Below are 20,200 nucleotides of genomic sequence, written 5' to 3'. Positions count from 1 at the left end.
ACCGCCGTGTACCAGGCCGGTACGCACGGTGGTGTGAGAGGACGGAAAATAAAATAATTATTTTCCTCCTACTCGATGATAATTCAGGAAATACTGTAGAGTCTAAAGAAGAGTATAATGATGAAAATAATACCTATCAGATAAATGAAGATTATAATAAAACTCAGATTAAGATTTTTAGCAAAAGCAGCAATGAAAGCAAAAAGTTTAATTTAAATTATACTATAAAAGGTGTAGCTAAAAAGTACACTGATTATTCTAAGTTATATTGGAACTTTTATGATGTTGAAAATATAGATTTGGTTAAAGAAGGTACACTTAAAATTTCATTAAAAGATGTAAATTTTGATGTTAACAATTTAACTTATGATATTTATGGTGATGGTGAAATTACAGCAAGTAATACAGAAAAATCTATAATTATTAACTTTAAAGATTTAACAACCTTAATAGGTATAAATATGAATTTCCAAAAAGATTATTTATTAACGGCAGAAGAAACAGTAATTGATGATTATGATGAAAATCATAATTGGGGAGATGTAGATTATTACGAAAATAAAGGAAATGATAAAGGATTTGGAATTCTAGCATTAGTTATTTTTATAGGAGCAGGTGGAGGTATTTTGGCTTTTGCTTTAAATAAAAGTAAATTCAAAAAGGCGCTTAAAGAGTATAGATCAAAATATATCTTTAGTAATGAAGAGTTTGTTATGGAACCACCATCAGATATTCCACCTGGATTAGTGAACTTATTAATAGATGAGAAAAGAGTAGGAAATGATATGTTAATTTCAACATTATTCTATTTAGCTAATAAGGGCTATTATACAATAGAAGAAAAAAATAATAAATCTAAGAAAAAGAAGAAGGATTTAGTTTTTACTAGAATAAATTATAGCAAAAATCCAGAATATAGCCATTTACAATATATATTAGATTGGTTTGAAGAATATGAAGCTAATGGTAGCTTTTCTATGAAGCAAATAAAGAATGAAGTTTCCTCCAAAAGAAATGCAAATAAATTTATAAATAATTTAGAAAAGTGGATTTCTAAAGTAAAAGAAGATGGAGAGAAAATAGGGTTTTATATAAATATAAGAAATAAGAATGTACTTGAAAATAGTTGGTATAATGAAAAGAAAAAATGGATAAGTTACAAGAATTACTTAAAAAATATGTACAAAATAAATAATATTGATAAGGATTCATTAAGTGATTTAACAATAATTTATGCATTAGCTTTAGAAATAAATGAGAGTGATTTAAAAGAAATTGTTAATTTAATTATAGATAGAGCAAGCTTAAATATAGATTCTTTAAATGATTTTCACTATATGTATATAAATGATTATTTTTTCTATATAGCAATGTTTAATAGCATTACTAATCAAGCATATGACACAGTAAATCCACCTAACTCAACAATAGACAGTAATAGTACTAATTTCTTTAGCGGTAATGATTTTTCAGGAGGAGGCGGAGGTGGATCAGGAGCCTTTTAATAAATTTAAATGAAAAATTATAAAATAAAAAATATGCATAAGATAATTTTAGTAAATAGGAAGGACATTTTGTTTTGAGAATAAATAAACTATTAAGCAACTATGGATATTGCTCAAGAAAAGAAGTAAGTAGATTAATTGAAGATAAAAGAATAATGGTTAATGGAAAACTGTGTGAGCAAGGCCAGTGGGTTGAAGAATGTGATGATATAGTATTAGATGGAGAAAAGGTTCAGAAAAAGGAAAAGGTATATATAGTATTAAATAAGCCTAGAGGAATACTTTGTACTTCATCGAGAGAAACAAAAGATAATATAATTGATTTTTTAAATTATAAGGATTATGTTTTCCCCGTTGGACGATTAGATAAAGATTCAGAGGGTCTAATATTAATGACTAATGATGGAGACTTTGCAAATAAAATATTATCTTCAGAAAGCTATCATGAAAAGGAGTATACAGTAACTTTAGATAAAGAGTTTGATGATGAGTTTATTTATAAAATGTCAAGGGGCGTTAATATACTAGGAACAGTTACAAGACCTTGCAAGTTAACAAGAATAAACAATAATACATTTACTATAATTTTAACTCAAGGGCTAAACAGGCAAATAAGAAGAATGTGCAAAACTTTTGGATATAATGTTATAAAGTTAGAACGAATAAGAATAGTAAATATACTTTCTAATGGAATAGAAGTTGGTAAGTGGAGATATTTAACTAAAGAGGAAATATTGGCTATAGATTAATACACTTTTTAATATTTATATTAGAACTGCTTATGTATGTTATACTTCGCTTTCACAATGAAATCCACGAAAATCTAAATATTAGATTTTCGTGGATTTTTTACTCTTTAGGAAATTATAAAGATGTTACCCCGTGAATAACTTTTTTGTAATTTTCTTCCTTCAGCTTTGAAGTGCTTCTATTAATTTTGCGATGACTTGGAGCTTTCGACGGAATAAGCAAAATTATATAGAAGTACTTTTTTATATAGAGATCTAATCATTCTGTTAACTTAATTTGGATATCTAATTTATTATTGTATACCAATATAGACTAAATAAATGTGTTATCAGAGAAATATCTATATTTAGTGAGATATAAAAATAAGTAGCACAATAAAATTTTGTGAATAATATATATATTATGAAAACTGATGAGGGATAGGGAATTAAAATGAAAGTAAAGATGTTTAAAGGCACAAATATACAAAATTTAGAATGTGAAATCAATGAGTTTATGAAAGATAAATGTATTATAAAAATAAGTCATGAGATAGTAACTTCTAAGATATATGACAGGTGTATAAATATTTTAGTATTTATAATTTTATACGATGAATACAATCATTGTGGATATTTAGACTTTAATTCAATATTAGATTTAAAAAATAACAAAACTAATTAAAATAAAAAATGGAGGACAAAAGATGAAAATTGTTATACTTGCTGGAGGCAAAGGAATAAGAATGAGTCAGTTAACAATGAATATACCTAAGCCTTTATGTGAGGTCGGAGGTATGCCTATAGTATGGCACATAATGAAAATATATAGTCATTATGGATTTAATGATTTTATGTTTTTGTTAGGCTATAAGGGAGAAAAAATAAAAGAATATTTTATTGATTATTCATGGAAGACTAGAAATTTTCTTTTAGATATGAAAAGTGGGGATATTAATATAGATTCTGAACCAGAAACATGGAGGATAAACTTCATTGATACAGGTATTGAAACTATGACAGGTGGAAGATTAAAAAGGGCTCAAAAGTATATTGGAAATGAAAGGTTTATGTTAACTTATGGAGATGGACTAGCAGACATAAATATAGATGAATTATTAAAATTTCATAAAGAACAAGGCAAAATAGCCACAGTTACAGGAATATATAAGAAAAGTCAATATTGAATTTTAACTATAGAAGATGGATTAGCTAAATCTTTTGACGAAAAGAAGAGTACTGATGGAATAATCAATGGTGGATTTTTTGTTTTTGAACCAGAAATATTTAACTATTTGGATGATGATACAACATGCGTTTTAGAACAAAATCCATTAAAAAAATTAGTTAAAGATAATGAATTGGCAGTATATATTCATAATGGTTTTTGGACTGCTATGGACACTTTAAATGATATAAATAATGTTAATAAAATTTGGAACGAAGGAAAAGGAGTATGGAAAATATGGTAAATAAGTTTTGGAATAATAAAAATGTTTTTGTAACTGGTGGTACTGGATTTTTAGGAAGTTATTTAGTTAAAAAATTAGTAAACTATGGGGCTAATGTAACTATATTAGTAAGAGATTATATACCACAATCAAATATATATATTGGAGAAGAATATAAGAAGGTTAATGTTGTACACGGTGTCTTAGAAGATTATTTATTAATAGAAAGAGCACTTGGAGAATATGAGATAGATACAGTATTTCATTTAGCAGCTCAGGCTATTGTTGGAGTTGCAAATAGAAACCCATTAGGAACTTTTAAATCTAATATAGAAGGGACTTGGAATATACTTGAGGCAGCAAGAAAAAGTCCATTGATTAAGCAAGTGATAGTAGCATCTAGTGATAAAGCTTATGGAGACCAAGAAAAACTTCCATATGATGAAAATATGCCGCTTCAAGGAAAGCATCCCTATGATGTTTCAAAAAGTTGTGCAGATTTAATTGCTCAAACTTATTACGAGACTTACAAGCTACCAGTATGTATTACAAGATGTGGAAATCTTTATGGTGGTGGAGATTTAAATTTCAATAGAATTATTCCACAAAGTATTCAATCTATATTAAATAATGAAGCTCCTGTAATAAGAAGTGACGGAAGCTTTATTCGTGATTATTTTTATATAGAAGATGCAGTAGATGCATATATTAATTTAGCAGAAAAACTTGTTGCTCTCAACTTAGGGGGACAAGCTTTTAATTTTAGTAATGAAATACAATTAACAGTTTTAGAATTAGTTGATAAAATATTGAAAATTATGGGTAGTGATATAAAGGCTCTAATATTAAATCAAGGAAACAATGAGATAATACATCAATATTTATCAGCAAAGAAAGCAAGAAGTGTATTAGGATGGAGTCCAAATTATACAATTGATGAGGGGTTAAGTAAAACTATAGAATGGTATAAAAATTTCCTTAAAAAGGAGATATAAAAATGCAAAATAGTGTTTTTTCTATGGTAGTATCAAAGACTAGATTAATTCAAGCAATTGCATGTTTTCTATCCTTATATAAAACTATGGATGACTTTAAAATATATATTCTTTGTGTAGATGAAAAAAGCTATGAATTTCTTAAAAAAATAAATTTAGATAGGATAGTTTTAGTAACAATTGATGAATTAAATAGAAAAGATTTGCTAGAAATCAAAGCTTCGAGAAAATTAAATCAATATTGTTGGACATTAAAACCTGCTTTTATTAAGTATATCTTTACTTTAGATGACTCAATTGAAAGAGTAACTTATATAGATTCAGATTTATTCTTTTATCAAAATCCTAATTTAATATTTGAAAATCAACCAGATGCTTCTGTCTTATTATCTAGTGGAGAAATATTTTTGCCTATGGCTTCGAAAGAGATTAATCAAACTGTACAATCTCTAACTGGAAATTTTAATTCGGGGTTCATTAGCTTTAAAAAAGACATCGACGGATTAGCTTGTGTTAATTGGTGGGATAAAATGTGTGTAGAAAGTTGTACTTCAAATCCTAAAGATAATAAATTTGGAGATCAAAAATATCTTGATGACATGCCATTTCTATTTAACAATGTTTACGAAATAACCACTCCAGGAATAAATATTGGACATTGGAATTATTTAAAATATAAGTTTACAGTTTTAAATGATACTATAGTGGTGAATAATAACAAATTAATATTTTATCACTTTAGTGGCTTTAGAATAATTAGTAAATATGATATTAGGCAGGTTCATGAAGAAAATAGAGTAAATATCCCATTTATTTATCAAATATACAGAAGAGCATTGGAAAAAATTATTGATGATGTTGAAAAGATAGATCCAGAGTTTAAGGAATATTTTACGGTAGCAGCTATTGATGATAATTAGAAAAGAGTAAGGAAGGAAGAGAAAGTAATGAAAGTAAGTGTTATAATACCAGCATATAATTCTAAAGAGCGATTATACTACAATCTTATATCCTTAAATAATCAAGACTGTGATTTCAATATTTTTGAAGTTATTGTGGTAGATAATGGATCTAATGATAATACTCTAGAAATGTTAGAGGGTTTCGAAGCTAAATTTGTCTTTAAATTTGTTAGACTTGAAAAAAATAAGGGAATTGCCAGAGGAAGAAATGAAGGAATAAGAAGAGCAGTTGGTGATATTCTAATATTTCATGATAGTGACATGATAGCAAGTAGAGATTTTATAACTAGGCATTTAAAAAATCATGAAGAAAAAAATATAGTTGTATGTGGAATTCTGTGGAAAAGGATTTTTACTTTTTATTACAAAGAATTAAAATTAAGCATTGAGAATTATTTAGATAAAACAGTGAGTAAGCCAGATGAAAATTTAAATCTGATAGATAAATACCCATTAGTAGATGTTGAATCAATAATTGATGGAAGTTATATAAATAAGTCTTTTGACTTAGATGAAGAATTTATACGAGGTCTAAAAAAAATACTAAAAAATCATAATTACGAATTAAAAGATTATCTTTTACCTTGGAGATTTTTTATAACTAATAATGCTTCTGTAGAAAGAACTAGAGTTATAGAAGTTGGAATGTTTGATGAAAATATAGTTGGATATGGATTCGAAGACTACGACTTAGGAATAAGGCTATATAAATCTGGAAGCAAATTTATATTTGATAAAAATATAATAAGTGTTCATCAAGAACATCCTACAAATAATAATATATCTGAATCTCGTGAAAATATAAATTATATATGTGAAAAATACAATAATAATTATTTTTTAGATGTAATATTAGTTTGCACTTATGGTATAACATCAATTGATGATTTTGATTTTAATGAATTAACTAAAGATATTAATAATATGATATCTCTAAGCTATTTCAGACCTATTTTAGATATATTTTTAGAATTACTTCAGACATGTAGAAGACGCTACGGTATAGAAGGTGTTACGGAAATAAATAAAGTTATGCCAAATATAGATATAGATGTAAATAAATTAATTATGGAAGTTAAAATTTTAAGAGATATATTTGGAATTAAATATTTTACAGAAGCTATGTTAGCTTTAATAAAAGATATTTATAATGTATATTATTAAATTCTAAAACTATACAAAAGAGGAGGGTAGCTATGAGTAAATATCATTTATCAATGATTTTATCAGAAACAAATTTATTTAAATTAATACCAATGTATGTTTCTTTAGAAAACTATTGCAGTGATTTTAAGTTATTTATTCTATGCATGGATGACTCTATTTATAATATATTAAACAAAATAGGTTTTAAAAATATTATCTTAGTGAAACTTAAGGATATAGAAGAAAATAATTATGATTTAGAATTAGCTAAGTCTAATAGAATATTTCATGAATATTGCTGGACACTAAAGCCTATCTTTTTATATTATGTTATCAATAAATATGACAATGCTAAATACTATGCACATGTAGATTCAGATTTATTATTTTTTGCTGACATAGATTATATTTTTAGTGAAAATCCTAATGCATCAATATTTCTAATAGACCATAGAAATTCAGAAGAGTTTAGGATCTATTATGAATTAAGTGGATTATATAATACAGGATTTGTAGGTTTTAAAAATAATAATGAAGCAAAAGCGGCAGTTAGACTTTGGTGTGGTAGATGCTTAAAAAAATGCACTGTTGAATATGATATAGTTAATAGAACCTTTGGAGACCAAAGGTATGTAGAAGATTGGCCTAAGCTCTTTAAAAATGTTCATATAGTAAACTCTATTGGAGCAAATGCTGCATTGTGGAATATAAAAAATTATAAGGTTTCAATGAAGAATAATGTTGTGTATTTAGATGATTCACCTTTATTATTTTACCATTTTTCTGGCCTAACCATATTAGGAAGAAGAGAATTTGACTTATGTCCTTATTATCACATAGAGGATGAGAATATAATAAATTATATATATGATCCTTATGCTAGGTGGCTATCACAATCAATAGAAAACTTAACTAAAGAATTTCCATGGTTTAATGCAGGATTTATTGATAAGATTAATATTGTGAATTTAAATAACTATAAAATATAATTAATATAAATTAGAAAATAAAATGGAACACAATCACTTTATGAAGCAGTTATGGGTATTTTTAATAGCCTTATATATGCTACAAAAGAACTAATGCCAACTATCCTTATTAAACATCTATGAGTAGTATTTTAATGGGTTCTGGTATAAATAATGAGATTGTGTCTCCTTTTAAGGGAGTAATTAAAAATTATACAGAAGTACTTTTTTATGGAAGGTGAAGAATTAAATCAATAAAAACTAAATTTGAAGTTGGAGTTATTATATGAATAAAGTAGAAAATATTCTAAAGATAAAAGGATATGATAAATTTAAGTGTATAGCAGATAAATGTAAGTTCACTTGTTGTAAGGGTTGGGATATTAATGTAGATACTAATACTTATAATAAATGGAGAGAAAAAGATAATCTTAATTATCTTTTAGATAATGTAAGGTTTATAAAAAGTCATAGGGAAAATACATATTTAATTAAGAAAGAAACAAAGGCGAAATGTCCTTTATTAAATAATGAAGGGTTATGTAATATAGTTATAGATCATGGAGATGAATACTTATCTTTAACTTGTAAGAACTTCCCTAGAATAGAAAATAATTTTGATTATGTAAAAGAGCTTACTTTATCTTGTTCTTGTCCCGAGGTAGTTAACATAATTAGTAATATGAAAGAAAAAGTTTATATAGATTCTAATGACTCGTTATCTTATATTGAAGATTTAGGTTGTTTAAAAATAAGGGAGAGTTTAGTTAATATATTTCAAAAAGAAGATATAAGTATAGAAAATAAACTTATTCTTTCTTATGATATGCTTTTTAATATGTTAGAAAGTGATGATTTAGATTATGAAAATTTAATAGAGTTTTTAGATAATTATAAATCTAAAAAATATATAAAAGAAGAATTAAATAAATACAAAGACTATGTAAATAAAGATACTATAGAAAGTTTAAAAGAAATAAATTCATTATTTATAGATATAATAGAAAACTATAGAAATGTTCCTATTTTTAAAGAAGCTCTAAAGGATATTTATAAATTTGCTGAAGAAATTAATATAGAAAAACTTTTTAAGAATTGGAAAGATTTTAACAATTTATTTAAAGAATATGATAACTTAATTGAAAACTGTATTTTATCAAAAGTTTTAAGTAATTGTGTTAGTGATGATTTAGAAGAGATGATTATTTTATTTGAAATGATTATATTGGAATATTTATTAATAAGACATGCTGTATTTTTAAAATATTGCATAAAAAAACAAATTAGCATCCAAGATGCAAAAGATTATATTGTAATTTTTTCAAGGATTATAGGTAATAATTCTGAGGCTGTAATTGAATTTTTATTAGATATGTTTGAAAGTGAAATAGTAGAAGTTGATTATATATGTTCTTTAACTTTAATCTAATAGAAATAACTGAAAAAGAAATTTTTAATACATTTTCTTTTTGGATTAATTTTAATTTCTGTTTGAAGTTGGCAGTAGTTAAAAGCTATTACCTGTTTTTTGTTTTTATACAGCTTATTATGAATTAAAAGTTTAGAAATAAAACTATGTATTATGAAAATAATGGTACAATATAATTATATAGAGAATTATTTTTAAATAAGAGATAGTATTTTGAAATTAATATATTAAATGATTATACAGTGAAAAAATGCCAACTTTTAATATATATAATTAACTTGAAGTTTAAGTGAAATTTATTTCTTTAACTAAATTTAATCGCTTTAACAATGTAAAATAAGCAGATAATAAAAGGAGGAAATAAAAATGAGTAATATTATATTAGTGGCAGAAACAGGTTCAGATATTCCAAAGGATATTGCAGAAGAGTTGGGGATTTTCCTTGTTCCAATGCATGTTACTATGGGAGATAGCACTTATGATGATGGAAGTTTTCCAGTTGAACAAATTTGTGAGTATTACAATAATACAAATAAAATACCAAAGACTAGTGGAAGTTCACCACAAGACTTTACAAAGGTATTTGATGAGATTCATAGATTATATCCAGATAAGCAAATACTACATTTAGCATATTCGGCGGTAACTACTTGTTCTTATCAAAGTGCACTGATAGCAGCAGAGAATAGAGACTATGTTACAAGTTTTGATACTAAAAATGTATCTATTGGTCAGGCAGCAGTTGTGATTGAAACAGCTAGATATTTAAAAGAAAATCCAAGTGTTAACATTGAGGAATTACTAAAAGAAGTAAGAAACTTAAGTGAGGGTTGCCAAATGTGTTTTATTCCTTCTGAATTAGAGTATCTTAGAGCAGGAGGGCGTGTCAGCAATGCAGTCTTTATAGGTGGGAAAATACTAAAGATACATCCGTCAATTGAAATAGAAAATGGGTATTTAGTAGCTAAGAAAAAGTATAGAGGGAAAATGGAAAGTATAGTTACAAAGCTAATAGAAGACTTTGACTCTATAAAAAATTTGAATAAAAAAGAAGTATACCTATTGTGGTCAATAGGATTATCAGAGAAGATTCGTAGAGTGGCTGAAGACAAAGTAAAGCAAATGGGATTTGAAATAATTAGATGGATGCAAACAGGATGTGTAATTACATCTCATGGAGGACCAGGTTCATTTGGAATTGTAGGGTTTTCTAAAGAAGTTTAGAAAGTGATGTAGTTTAAAATAAATATTAAGTATAGGCATTAATCACATTAGGGATATATGTCTATACTTATTTTGTTTAAAAAGTAAAAATTCTGGAAATAATAAACAATAATAAAGCATATTTAGGAGGAAGGATATTATGGAAAATAATACTTGGACAGAAAGGTTTATTAAAGAAAGAAATGATAAAAATACAGATATAATAAAGCAATATAATAATTTATTTAAAGAGATAAGTGATATATTAATTAATGAGAATGTACAGATAGCAATAAGGAGTGATAGAGAATTTAAGGAAAATGCTTTCAAATTATATGTTATACTCAAAGATATATTTAATGAAAAATAGTTAAAGAAGCACTACATAGGAATTATTAAGAACGTTTTAGCATATCGTTTATTATAATGAATAACGAGGTGATATATTTGGAGAAAAGTTTCTTGATAATTCTAGAAAAAGTTTTAAAATGTATAATTAGTAAAATTGATAATGATGGGTTTAAGGGAATAGTTCCAATTAGTGCAGTCATATTTTTAATAATTATATTTTTATCCCCAGGATATATTTTAATATTTAATTTTAAAATAATGCAAAATATAAATAGTAACTTAATTATAGATATATCAACTATGATAGTTTTGGATGTCATATTATTTTTCATTATATATGTAGCTAGTTTAGTAATGAATATAGAAGTAGATGAAGAAAAACATCTTAAAGAGAGTGAGATAAACATTCAATTTGATATTATAAAAGTAGTTACTATATTTGGAGGTATATCAACAGTTTTATTTACGATATATGGAGTGATCTTAGCCTTGGAAAGTTCTATTAATATTAAAGTAGGACTTATATCATTAGCAGTATTACTAGCTTCGATAATAGCATTTTATGGAATGAGATTGAAGAAGATAATGAAGTCCGTAAAACTACCAAGCCCTAAAAAAGCTTTTAAGACGATAAAGAAAATTAATCAAAAAAAGTAAGTTTAATGCAATAGCAGATTAAGATAAATAGAAAACTGTATTATATCAAAAGTTTTAAGTAGTTGCTTTAATGATGATTTAGAAGATATAATTATTTTATTTGAAATTATTATATTGGAATATTTATTAATAAGACATGCTTTATTTTTAAGATATTGTATTAATATAAAAGAAGAAATTAGTATCAAATATGTAAAAGATTATATTGTGATTTTTTCAAGGATTATAGGTAATAATTCTGAGGCAGTAATAGAATTTTTATTAGCTATGTTTGAAAGTGAAATATTAGAATTTCATTATATATGTTCTTTAACTTTAATCTAATATAAATTATGAGTTATTGCTTGCATATGGCAGATTATCTAGGAGTTAATATAGAAGAGATAATGAATAATAAAATGGACAAGAATGAAAAGAAATATCCAGTAGAAAAAGCTAAAGGGAGAAGCAAAAAATATACAGAATTTTAAAGTAATAAGATTAAAGAACGAGTGAAATTATAAATATCTTAAAAAGTAACAAAATTGCGATTTTTCAGAAAAAGCAAAAAATACGTTTACACAATTATTTTCTTATTATATAATTTATAATAAAAGGGAATATTTGAATTTATTTTGTGGTGCGTGCTACCAATTGGGCATTAGCTTTCTTACAAGATTTGTAAGTGAGCTTTTTTTATTATACTAAGAAATTATAGGGAGGTCATACTGTGAATGACCTTTTATAATTTTCTTAAATCAGCTCTTAAGTGACTCATTAATTTTGCGATGACTTTGAGATTGGGACGGGAATAAGCAAAATTATATAAAAGTACTTTTTGTTTTAAAATATATTATTTAAAGAAAAGTTAATAAAAAAATAATATGTAAATAATAAAATTGGTAATAAGATTACAAGATATTATTCAAAGCCTTTTAATATTATTTAGAGGGAGGAAATAATTTGAGAATTAAAGGTAGTAAGAAATTACTAAGTTCTATTTTAGCTATTGCTATGACCTGCGGCTTGCTTCAACCATCTGTGGCTAATGGAGTAACAAGGGTACAAGAAAACGAGGAAAAAGTTGGATATGAAATCTATCCAAACCCTCATGAAATGCTATATACAGGAGACGAATTTGTAATACGTAAAGATGTAAACGTAATTTATGATAGCACAATTGATGAGGTAACTAAAAATCGTATGACTGAAGTTTTATCTTCAAAGGATAAGAATATAACAGTTTCAAACGAAGTTGTAAATGGAAAAACAAACATATTAGTAGGAACATATTTATCAGATGAATACGTAGACAAGTATATTCAAAATAACTATGAACTAGATACTAAATTATTTGAAAAAAATGATTCTTATTATATGGCATCAAAAGATGGAACTATTTCTATTTTAGGAAAAAATACAGATGCTGCATTTTATGGAATCACATCATTAAAACATATATTTAGCCAAATGGATGGATCAACAATTCTTAATTTTGAAATGAAGGATTATGCTGATACACCAATTCGTGGATTTATCGAAGGATATTATGGTATTCCATGGACTAATGAAGATCGTATGTCTTTAATGGAGTTTGGTGGAGAGTTTAAGATGACTTCTTACATTTTTGCTCCTAAAGATGATTTATATCATACAAGTAAGTGGAGAGAATTATACCCAGAAGAAGAATTAGCGGAAATTGCTAAAATGGTACAAGTAGGGATTAATACAAAAACAAAATTTGTTTGGACAGCTCATCCTTTTATGGGTGGATTTAAGGCAAATGATTATGAAAATGAAATGATTAAATTAAAAGCAAAATTTGATCAATTATACTCAGTTGGTGTTAGACAATTTGGTATTCTTGGAGATGACGTTGGTAATCTTGATAAACAAATTGTCGTTAATATGATGACTGAATTATCAGAATGGGGTAAAGAAAAAGGGGATGTTTACGATTTTGTATTCTGTCCTGCAGGGTATAATGCTAGTTGGCAAGGAGATTACTCAGAATTAAATATTTATGATGATCAATTCCCAGATGATGTTCAAATTTTCTGGACAGGTAATTCAGTGTGTGCACCAATTAGTCAAGATACTTTAACTAACTTTAAAACAAATAGACTAGAAGCAGGTAAAGAGAGCAGAAGAAGCCCTTTATTCTGGTTAAACTGGCCTGTTAATGATATTAATATGCAAAGATTAATGATGGGAAAAGGAAGTTTATTATACACTGATATCAATATTGATGATTTAGCTGGTGTAGTAACAAATCCTATGCAAGATGCAGAACCATCAAAAGTAGCCCTTTTTGCTATTGCGGATTATGCTTGGAATGTAAAAGGATTTGATGATGATAAGAGCTGGGAAGATTCATTTAAATATATAGATAGTGATGCTTCAGAAGCATTACACACAATAGCAAAGCATACTTCAGATCCAGCACCTAATGGACATGGCTTAGTATTAGAAGAATCAGAGGAAATAAAACCTTTATTAGATGAATTCAAAACTAAATTAAGTAGTGGAGATTCCCTTATTGAAGTTGGAACTAAATTAGTAAATGAAATGGATACAATAATTGAAGCTAGTGATGAATTTATTAATACTAGTAACAATGAAAGAATGGTTGAACAAATTACACCATTTGCAAATTCATTAAAGGATTTAGCAGATTCTATTAAAAATTATGTTACTGCAGCAATGAATTTAGAGGAAAAAGATAATGAATCAGCAATTCAAAACTTTGCTGAAGGAACTGTTGCATATGAGAATAGTAAAAAATATGATAGACCAACTATTAGTGGAAGTAGTAAAGCTCAACCAGGATCAAAGCGTTTAGTTCCATTTGCAGAAGTTGTTAGAGATGGAATTTCTAAAAAAATTAATGATTTAGTTAATGGTGGAGATAATTTAGTAATTACAGCTTCTACTAATATATCTAATGTATATTCAGGGAAAATTGAAGATATTATTGATGGTAAGGCAGATACATTTATATGGAATGGGCAATATGAGGCTGTAGGTCAATATTATCAGCTATCATTAAGCAAGCCAACTACAATTTATGGAGTAGATATCTTAAATGGTACTCCAGATAAGAAAGATGATACATTTGGTACTGCAAAAGTACAATATACAACTGATGGAGCAACATGGAATGATATTAACAGTAAAACATATGGACCATATGCTGAATCAGTTAAAATTAGTGGAATAGAAATAGATAATGTTGTAGGGGTTAGATATATTAGTACAGAAGTTGGAAGTGGAAATAAATGGCCAGCTATGAGAGAATTCTCAATTGCTACATCTCCACAAGAGTCAGAAGGACCAACATTTACAAGTGAAGTAATACGTACAACCGATGGTTGGAGTGTGTATGGAAATGATAAAGAATCTAATCTTATAGATGGAGATGAAACTACAGGCGTTCACTATAATGTTAGACAAAACGGAAATCCAACAAATACAACTATTGCAGGAGACTATGTAGGAGTAAAATTAAGTGAACCAATTAAATTAGGTAAAATTAATATTGTTCAAGGTCCAAATGCTAGTTCAGGAGACTGGTTTAAGAATGCTACTTTAGAGTATTCCTTAGATGGTAAAGTTTATACAGAAATTAAACAATGTGTAAATGAGAAAGAGATTAAATTAGACCTTTCAGATCAAGAGATTGAAGCACAATATGTACGTTTAAGAAATAATGTGAATCAAGGAACTTGGATTGGATTTAGAGAATTTGAGGTAAATTCAAAAGTTTATCATAATGGTAAAGTATATACTAATGTAGAAAACTATAAAGAGCATTCAGCAGATTATTATAATGATAATGCTAGTATGGTTGAACTTCAAAATATTACTTTACAAAAGGGAGAATATATAGGATTAAAATTAGATCGTATTCATGAATTAACTGAAGCTATTGTAAATGGTTCTTCATTAGATAATCTTACATTACAAGTTTCTAAAAATGCTCATGAATGGACTAATGTAGAAAGTGGAAGCTTAAATGAAAATAATGATGCTAGATATATTCGTTTAGTTAATTTAACAGACAATGCAGTTACTTTTGATATAGATGAATTTAGAGTATCATCAAGAGAATTTGGACAACCTACAGTAAGTGAAACTAATATGGTAACAATTGCTGAGGGTAAAGTAGAAAATTTATTTGATAAAGATCGTACAACAGGTTTAAAATATCAAAAAACACAAGCAATTGGAGATTATATGATTCTTGACCTAGGTCAAGAAATAGATCTAAATGAGTTAAAGCTTGTAACTCATGATTCAGATAAAGACTATATCCGTGATGGAAAGGTTTATGTTTCAACAAATAAAACTGAATGGGGAGAGGCAATCATTACACTAGGAGATCAAGTAGCTAATACTGGAGCTGATGATTCAACTATTAATGAAAGTTTCCCAGAACATGAAATTTCATATAATGTAGCAAAAGCAACTGATATTAATAGAAGAGCCCGTTACATTAAGATTGAAATTACACAACCTTATGCTCATAGATGGACAAAACTTAATGAAGTTGAAATAAACAATGGTGAATATATTCCAACAGTAAATAATCCAACATTTGAATCAAATACAGAAGATACAGAAAAGGGATTATATGAATATTTAGTTGATGGTGATATTACTACAATGTATATTCCAAATAAAGATACAGGATATCTTGTATATTCAATATCTGAAAAAAATGAAGTTAATCATATTAGAGTTATGCAAAATGCTAAACAAATTTCAAATGCAGAAGTAAAGGTTAGAATTTTTAATACTACTAATAATAGTGCTGAGTGGATAACACTAGGAAGATTGAATAAAGCTACAAATGAGTTCATTTTACCAGTTGGAACTAATATTTTAGATGTTAAGTTTGAGTGGAATGGAGTTACTCCAAATTTAGTAGAATTATCTATGGATTCAGTATTAGATGTAAATACAAATAAGCAAAAATTAGAAGACTTAATAAATGAGAATTTAAATACTGAAGACTGGACTACTAATAGTGCAAATGCATATAAAGAAGCTATAGAAGTAGCTAAGGAAATTAAAGAAAATAATTATGTAGCACAAGCAACTGTAGATAGTGCTGTAAAAGAAATAGAAAAAGCAAAAGAAAATAAAGCATTGAAGGGTGATAGTACTGTTTTACAAGATGAAATTGATAATGCTATTACTGATAGTTCAAAATATACAGGCAAAACTTGGAGTAACTATCAAAAAGCTTTAAATGCAGCTAAGAAATCTATGGAAGATGCTAATAATTTATCGGAAGCTGATATTACAAGATTAGTTGATGAAATAAATTCTGCAAAGGAATCTTTAGTATATAATCCTACTAATAGAGAAGAAGCAGAAATTATAGTAGAAGATATTACTGAGTTTATGAATAACATTAAAGCTCCAGAAAAAACATATACTATAAATTCATGGAAATTATTAGAGGATAAAAAGGCAGAATTAGAAGCATTAATTGAATTAAATAAAACAGAAGCTCAAGATCCTAAAACATTTGAAGCTATAAATGAGGCTATGTTAAATGCTAAGAATTCTTTAGTAAATGTTGAATCTTTATCAGTATTAATAGATGAATTTAATGAAATAACTGATTCAAGTATCTATGAAGCAACTTCTTTTGATACTTACAGAAATGCAATTAATAAGGCTAAAGAAGTTATGATTAATGGTACAGTTGACACAGTTAGAAAAGCAGTAACTGATATTGAAAATGCAAAGAAGAACTTAGAATTAGTAGATTTTAGTGATAGCATTAAAAAATACATTTCTGAATTAAAGAAACTAGATAAAGTTAATTATACTAGTAATTCATACAAAGCATTAATGGATAGAGTAGCTGAAATAGAAGCTATGAACTTAGATGGAATGTCTGAAGAAGAGTTAAAAGGATATGAAAAAGAACTATTAAACTTAAGAAATAGCTTAGTTAACGTAAGTGCATTACATGCTCAAGTTGAGACAGCTAAAGGATTTAAAGCTGACCTATATACTACAACTAGCTATGAGGCATTGATGGTATTAGTTAATGAAGCAAATGAAGAATTTGTTTCAGGTAGTGAAGATAGCGTACAAGATTTAATTAACAAGATTGATGTAGCAATTAAAAACTTAGTTGCAAGAGTGGATAATAAAGAACTTGTAGATTATGTTAATGCTATCGAAGAAATTGATTTAACTAAATATACAGAAGAAAGTGCAGCTAAATATGCGGAAGCATTATCAGTACTAAAAGCTATGTTAGAAAATGCTAATAATACTGCTGCTACAGATTTTGTAAAAGCTAAAAATAATTTTGAAGATGCAAAAGAAAACTTAGAGTTAAAACCTAATACTAACCCAGGAGAAGGAGAAGGAGAAGAAAATCCAGGCGGTGGAGAAGGAAATCCAGGAACAGGGGAAGAGAAACCTGGTACCGGAGAAGAAAATTCAGGAGCTGGAGATAATACTACAGGAAGTGGAGAAAATTCTTCAGAAAATAATAATGATAAAAATGAAGGAACTCTTCCAGGAACTGGTGGAGTAAACTCTACAAATGTATTATTATTTGGATTTATATTAGTTGCTGCAGGCGTAGTATTTGTATTCAATAAAAAAGCAAAGCATACAAAATAATAGAAGTTTCAAATGGTAGTTAATTAAAATTTAAAATGGATTATATCTTTAGTTTTAAGGATATAGTCCATTTTTCTTTATCAAAAGACAAAATTAGACAGAATTTTCGTTGGAATAATGTTAGAATATAGAGTAATAATATCAAGAAAGTTGAAAGGTTAAAATGTAAAAATTCAATTTTGATGGTGGATTATTAAAATAATTTTATGCCTAGGCATATTAGTGACGTATTATATAGCCCACGTGTTTAAGTAATATAAAAGTACAAAGGAGTAGAAAATATATGAAAAGAGGAAATGTACTAGTTATAGGTAATTCTGGAGTAGGAAAATCAACTTTGATTAATGCTGTTCTTGGAGAAGAAAAAGCAAAAACAGGATGGGGTATTACTGGAACTACAGATAGATTAGAAATTTATGAAAGTGAAAGTATACCTTTTAGAATTATTGATTCAGTTGGTTTTGAACCATCATTTATAAAGAGACAAAAAGCAATAAATGCAGTAAAAAAATGGTCAAAGGCAAGTGCTAAACAAGGTAATGAATGTAATGAAATAAATGTAATTTGGTTTTGTATCGATGGAACGACAAGTAAGCTATTTCCCAATACAATTAAGGATTTTTTAAGAGCAATTAGTATATGGAAAACTGTCCCTGTAATCACTGTAATAACTAAATCATACTCAGTACCAGAAAGAGAAAATAATATAAAAATGGTAAAAGAGGCTTTTGATAAACAAAATAAGTATTCAAATAAGTTAGAAGAAATAATACCTGTTGTAGCAGACAAGTATCAAATTAACGATACTATATTTGTGGCGCCAGAAGGTATTACTGAATTAATTGATATTACAAATAAAATAATGCCAGAAGGAATTAAAGCTAGTGAAAAAGATATCTTTAACTTTAAACTTAATAGAAAAAGAGCTTTAGCCCATAGTATTGTTGGGGTATCTACAGCATCAGGAGTTACTATTGGAGCAGTACCAATACCTTTTGCTGATGCACTAGTATTATCTCCAATAGAAATAGGAGAAATTAATGCTATTGCAAAGATATATGGAATAAAAAAGAATGATACATCTGCAAAACTTATTAATTCAATAGTAGAAGTTGGAACTATAAGTGCAGCAGCAAAAGCTGCCATAAGTGCTTTAAAGGCTATTCCAGGAATAAATTTAGCAGCTAGTGTGCTAAATGCCATAATTGCAGGTAGTATTATTGCAGCAATTGGTGAGGGTTCAATATATGTGTTTGAAAAAATATATACTGGTGAAAAGAGTATGTCTGATATTGATTGGGTAAAAAAAGTTATGGAATCAAAATTATCATCACAATTTATAGAAAAAGTAACAATAATCGTAGAGAATATAGCAAAAAGTGATAATAAAAAAGACATTGGTAAAATAATTACTAGCTTATTATTTACTTTATTTAGTTCCACTGATAATTAAATTAATTTTATTTTACAGTAGAGTGATAGAACGTAATTCATTTATTAACATAAAAAGCAATACTGTTTTTTAGAAAAAGGAGATAGAAGATAGGAATTGATTACACTACTTAATAATAAGTTTACAGAAAAGGTGAAATATTGAAAGTTATACGAATAAAATATTACTTTAAAGTTAAGAAGGGAGAGAATGGAATGGAAGAAGTAAAAAATAGAATAAGAAAATTTAGGGATGATAGAGAATGGTCACAATTTCATACTCCAGCCAATTTAGCAAAGGCAATAAGTATTGAGTCAGGTGAATTATTAGAACATTTTCTTTGGGATGATAATTATAATAAAGAAGAAGTATGTGAAGAATTGGCAGATGTTATGATTTATTGTTTACATATGGCAGATTCTCTAGATGTTAATATAGAAGAGATAATTAATAATAAAATGTACAAGAATGAAAAGAAATACCCAGTAGAAAAAGCTAAGGGAACAAGTAAAAAATATACAGAGTTTTAAAGTGATAAGATTAAAGAATAAGTGAAAATAAAGAATTATATTAATAAAGATTTAAAGGCTAATGATATTATTATGCTTCATGTTATTACTTAATACCAACTAAATTAGATTATCTTTCTATATTAGGAACTCCGATACTATACGAACATATTGAAATAAACAATAGTATTTCAATATTTAAAATTGGAAGTCATACATTGGTGTGGCTTT

General features: G+C 27.0%; 14 protein-coding genes and 2 pseudogenes. All 16 read left to right on the top strand.

The annotated features are described in order from the left end of the window. Positions 1 to 1,505, top strand: a 1,505-nt coding sequence (locus ACQPVP_RS15755; protein ID WP_430851546.1) for a DUF2207 family protein, incomplete at its 5' end; no start/stop codon positions are given. 74 nt (positions 1,506 to 1,579) lie between these two features. After that, positions 1,580 to 2,254 carry a pseudouridine synthase gene (locus ACQPVP_RS15750; protein WP_430851544.1) on the top strand — a complete coding sequence of 225 codons (675 nt, stop codon included), beginning with the start codon at positions 1,580 to 1,582 and terminating at the stop codon, positions 2,252 to 2,254. Between the two features lie 433 nt (positions 2,255 to 2,687). After that, entirely contained in the window at positions 2,688 to 2,918 is a 231-nt protein-coding gene (locus tag ACQPVP_RS15745) for a hypothetical protein (protein WP_430851542.1), read from the top strand. Between the two features lie 22 nt (positions 2,919 to 2,940). Further along, positions 2,941 to 3,705, top strand: a pseudogene (rfbF, locus tag ACQPVP_RS15740) (glucose-1-phosphate cytidylyltransferase). Next, positions 3,699 to 4,679: a GDP-mannose 4,6-dehydratase gene (locus ACQPVP_RS15735; RefSeq protein WP_430851540.1), complete on the top strand. Its 981-nt coding sequence runs from the start codon at positions 3,699 to 3,701 to the stop codon at positions 4,677 to 4,679. The pseudogene rfbF and the gene ACQPVP_RS15735 overlap by 7 nt, the downstream one beginning before the upstream one ends. A gap of 2 nt (positions 4,680 to 4,681) precedes the next feature. Next, complete coding sequence (locus ACQPVP_RS15730) at positions 4,682 to 5,599, top strand: hypothetical protein (protein ID WP_430851538.1); 918 nt, start codon at positions 4,682 to 4,684, stop codon at positions 5,597 to 5,599. Between the two features lie 27 nt (positions 5,600 to 5,626). Then, the gene (locus ACQPVP_RS15725; RefSeq protein ID WP_430851536.1) at positions 5,627 to 6,805 is read left to right on the top strand and encodes a glycosyltransferase family 2 protein; all 1,179 of its coding nucleotides are present in this window, start codon (positions 5,627 to 5,629) and stop codon (positions 6,803 to 6,805) included. Positions 6,806 to 6,837: 32 nt separating this feature from the next. Continuing rightward, positions 6,838 to 7,776 (top strand): hypothetical protein, encoded by a 939-nt coding sequence (locus ACQPVP_RS15720; protein WP_430851534.1) that lies wholly within the window; start codon positions 6,838 to 6,840, stop codon positions 7,774 to 7,776. 265 nt (positions 7,777 to 8,041) lie between these two features. Continuing rightward, positions 8,042 to 9,184 (top strand): flagellin lysine-N-methylase, encoded by a 1,143-nt coding sequence (gene fliB / locus ACQPVP_RS15715; protein WP_430851532.1) that lies wholly within the window; start codon positions 8,042 to 8,044, stop codon positions 9,182 to 9,184. Between the two features lie 366 nt (positions 9,185 to 9,550). Next, positions 9,551 to 10,408 (top strand): DegV family protein, encoded by an 858-nt coding sequence (locus ACQPVP_RS15710; RefSeq protein ID WP_430851530.1) that lies wholly within the window; start codon positions 9,551 to 9,553, stop codon positions 10,406 to 10,408. A 139-nt stretch (positions 10,409 to 10,547) separates the two neighbouring features. Then, entirely contained in the window at positions 10,548 to 10,757 is a 210-nt protein-coding gene (locus tag ACQPVP_RS15705) for a hypothetical protein (protein ID WP_430851528.1), read from the top strand. Positions 10,758 to 10,834: 77 nt separating this feature from the next. Beyond that, on the top strand, positions 10,835 to 11,395 hold the full coding sequence (locus tag ACQPVP_RS15700; protein WP_430839507.1) for a hypothetical protein: 561 nt from the start codon (positions 10,835 to 10,837) through the stop codon (positions 11,393 to 11,395). Positions 11,396 to 11,724: 329 nt separating this feature from the next. After that, a pseudogene (locus ACQPVP_RS15695) lies at positions 11,725 to 11,865 on the top strand (MazG-like family protein); the annotation flags it as partial. 472 nt (positions 11,866 to 12,337) lie between these two features. Further along, positions 12,338 to 18,028: a beta-N-acetylglucosaminidase domain-containing protein gene (locus ACQPVP_RS15690; RefSeq protein ID WP_430851526.1), complete on the top strand. Its 5,691-nt coding sequence runs from the start codon at positions 12,338 to 12,340 to the stop codon at positions 18,026 to 18,028. Between the two features lie 283 nt (positions 18,029 to 18,311). Next, positions 18,312 to 19,481, top strand: a complete 1,170-nt coding sequence (locus tag ACQPVP_RS15685; protein WP_430851524.1) for a GTPase — start codon at positions 18,312 to 18,314, stop codon at positions 19,479 to 19,481. Between the two features lie 194 nt (positions 19,482 to 19,675). Continuing rightward, positions 19,676 to 19,990, top strand: a complete 315-nt coding sequence (locus ACQPVP_RS15680) for a nucleotide pyrophosphohydrolase (RefSeq protein ID WP_430851522.1) — start codon at positions 19,676 to 19,678, stop codon at positions 19,988 to 19,990. Positions 19,991 to 20,200: the final 210 nt, after the last annotated feature.

Origin of the sequence: Clostridium nigeriense (genome assembly GCF_050585265.1) — a bacterium.
GTDB classification, from domain to species: domain Bacteria; phylum Bacillota; class Clostridia; order Clostridiales; family Clostridiaceae; genus Clostridium; species Clostridium nigeriense_B.
The sequence above is the reverse complement of the archived record's forward strand: the minus strand, read 5'-3'. Positions and strand labels throughout refer to the sequence as shown.

What these genes read in the sequence shown, in the direction of transcription:
- ACQPVP_RS15730 (WP_430851538.1), top strand. Translation starts at nt 4,682, where the DNA reads ATGCAAAATAGTGTTTTTTCTATGGTAGTATCAAAGACTAGATTAATT.
- ACQPVP_RS15720 (WP_430851534.1), top strand. Translation starts at nt 6,838, where the DNA reads ATGAGTAAATATCATTTATCAATGATTTTATCAGAAACAAATTTATTT.
- ACQPVP_RS15685 (WP_430851524.1), top strand. Translation starts at nt 18,312, where the DNA reads ATGAAAAGAGGAAATGTACTAGTTATAGGTAATTCTGGAGTAGGAAAA.
- ACQPVP_RS15745 (WP_430851542.1), top strand. Translation starts at nt 2,688, where the DNA reads ATGAAAGTAAAGATGTTTAAAGGCACAAATATACAAAATTTAGAATGT.
- ACQPVP_RS15735 (WP_430851540.1), top strand. Translation starts at nt 3,699, where the DNA reads ATGGTAAATAAGTTTTGGAATAATAAAAATGTTTTTGTAACTGGTGGT.
- fliB (WP_430851532.1), top strand. Translation starts at nt 8,042, where the DNA reads ATGAATAAAGTAGAAAATATTCTAAAGATAAAAGGATATGATAAATTT.
- ACQPVP_RS15680 (WP_430851522.1), top strand. Translation starts at nt 19,676, where the DNA reads ATGGAAGAAGTAAAAAATAGAATAAGAAAATTTAGGGATGATAGAGAA.
- ACQPVP_RS15705 (WP_430851528.1), top strand. Translation starts at nt 10,548, where the DNA reads ATGGAAAATAATACTTGGACAGAAAGGTTTATTAAAGAAAGAAATGAT.
- ACQPVP_RS15725 (WP_430851536.1), top strand. Translation starts at nt 5,627, where the DNA reads ATGAAAGTAAGTGTTATAATACCAGCATATAATTCTAAAGAGCGATTA.
- ACQPVP_RS15710 (WP_430851530.1), top strand. Translation starts at nt 9,551, where the DNA reads ATGAGTAATATTATATTAGTGGCAGAAACAGGTTCAGATATTCCAAAG.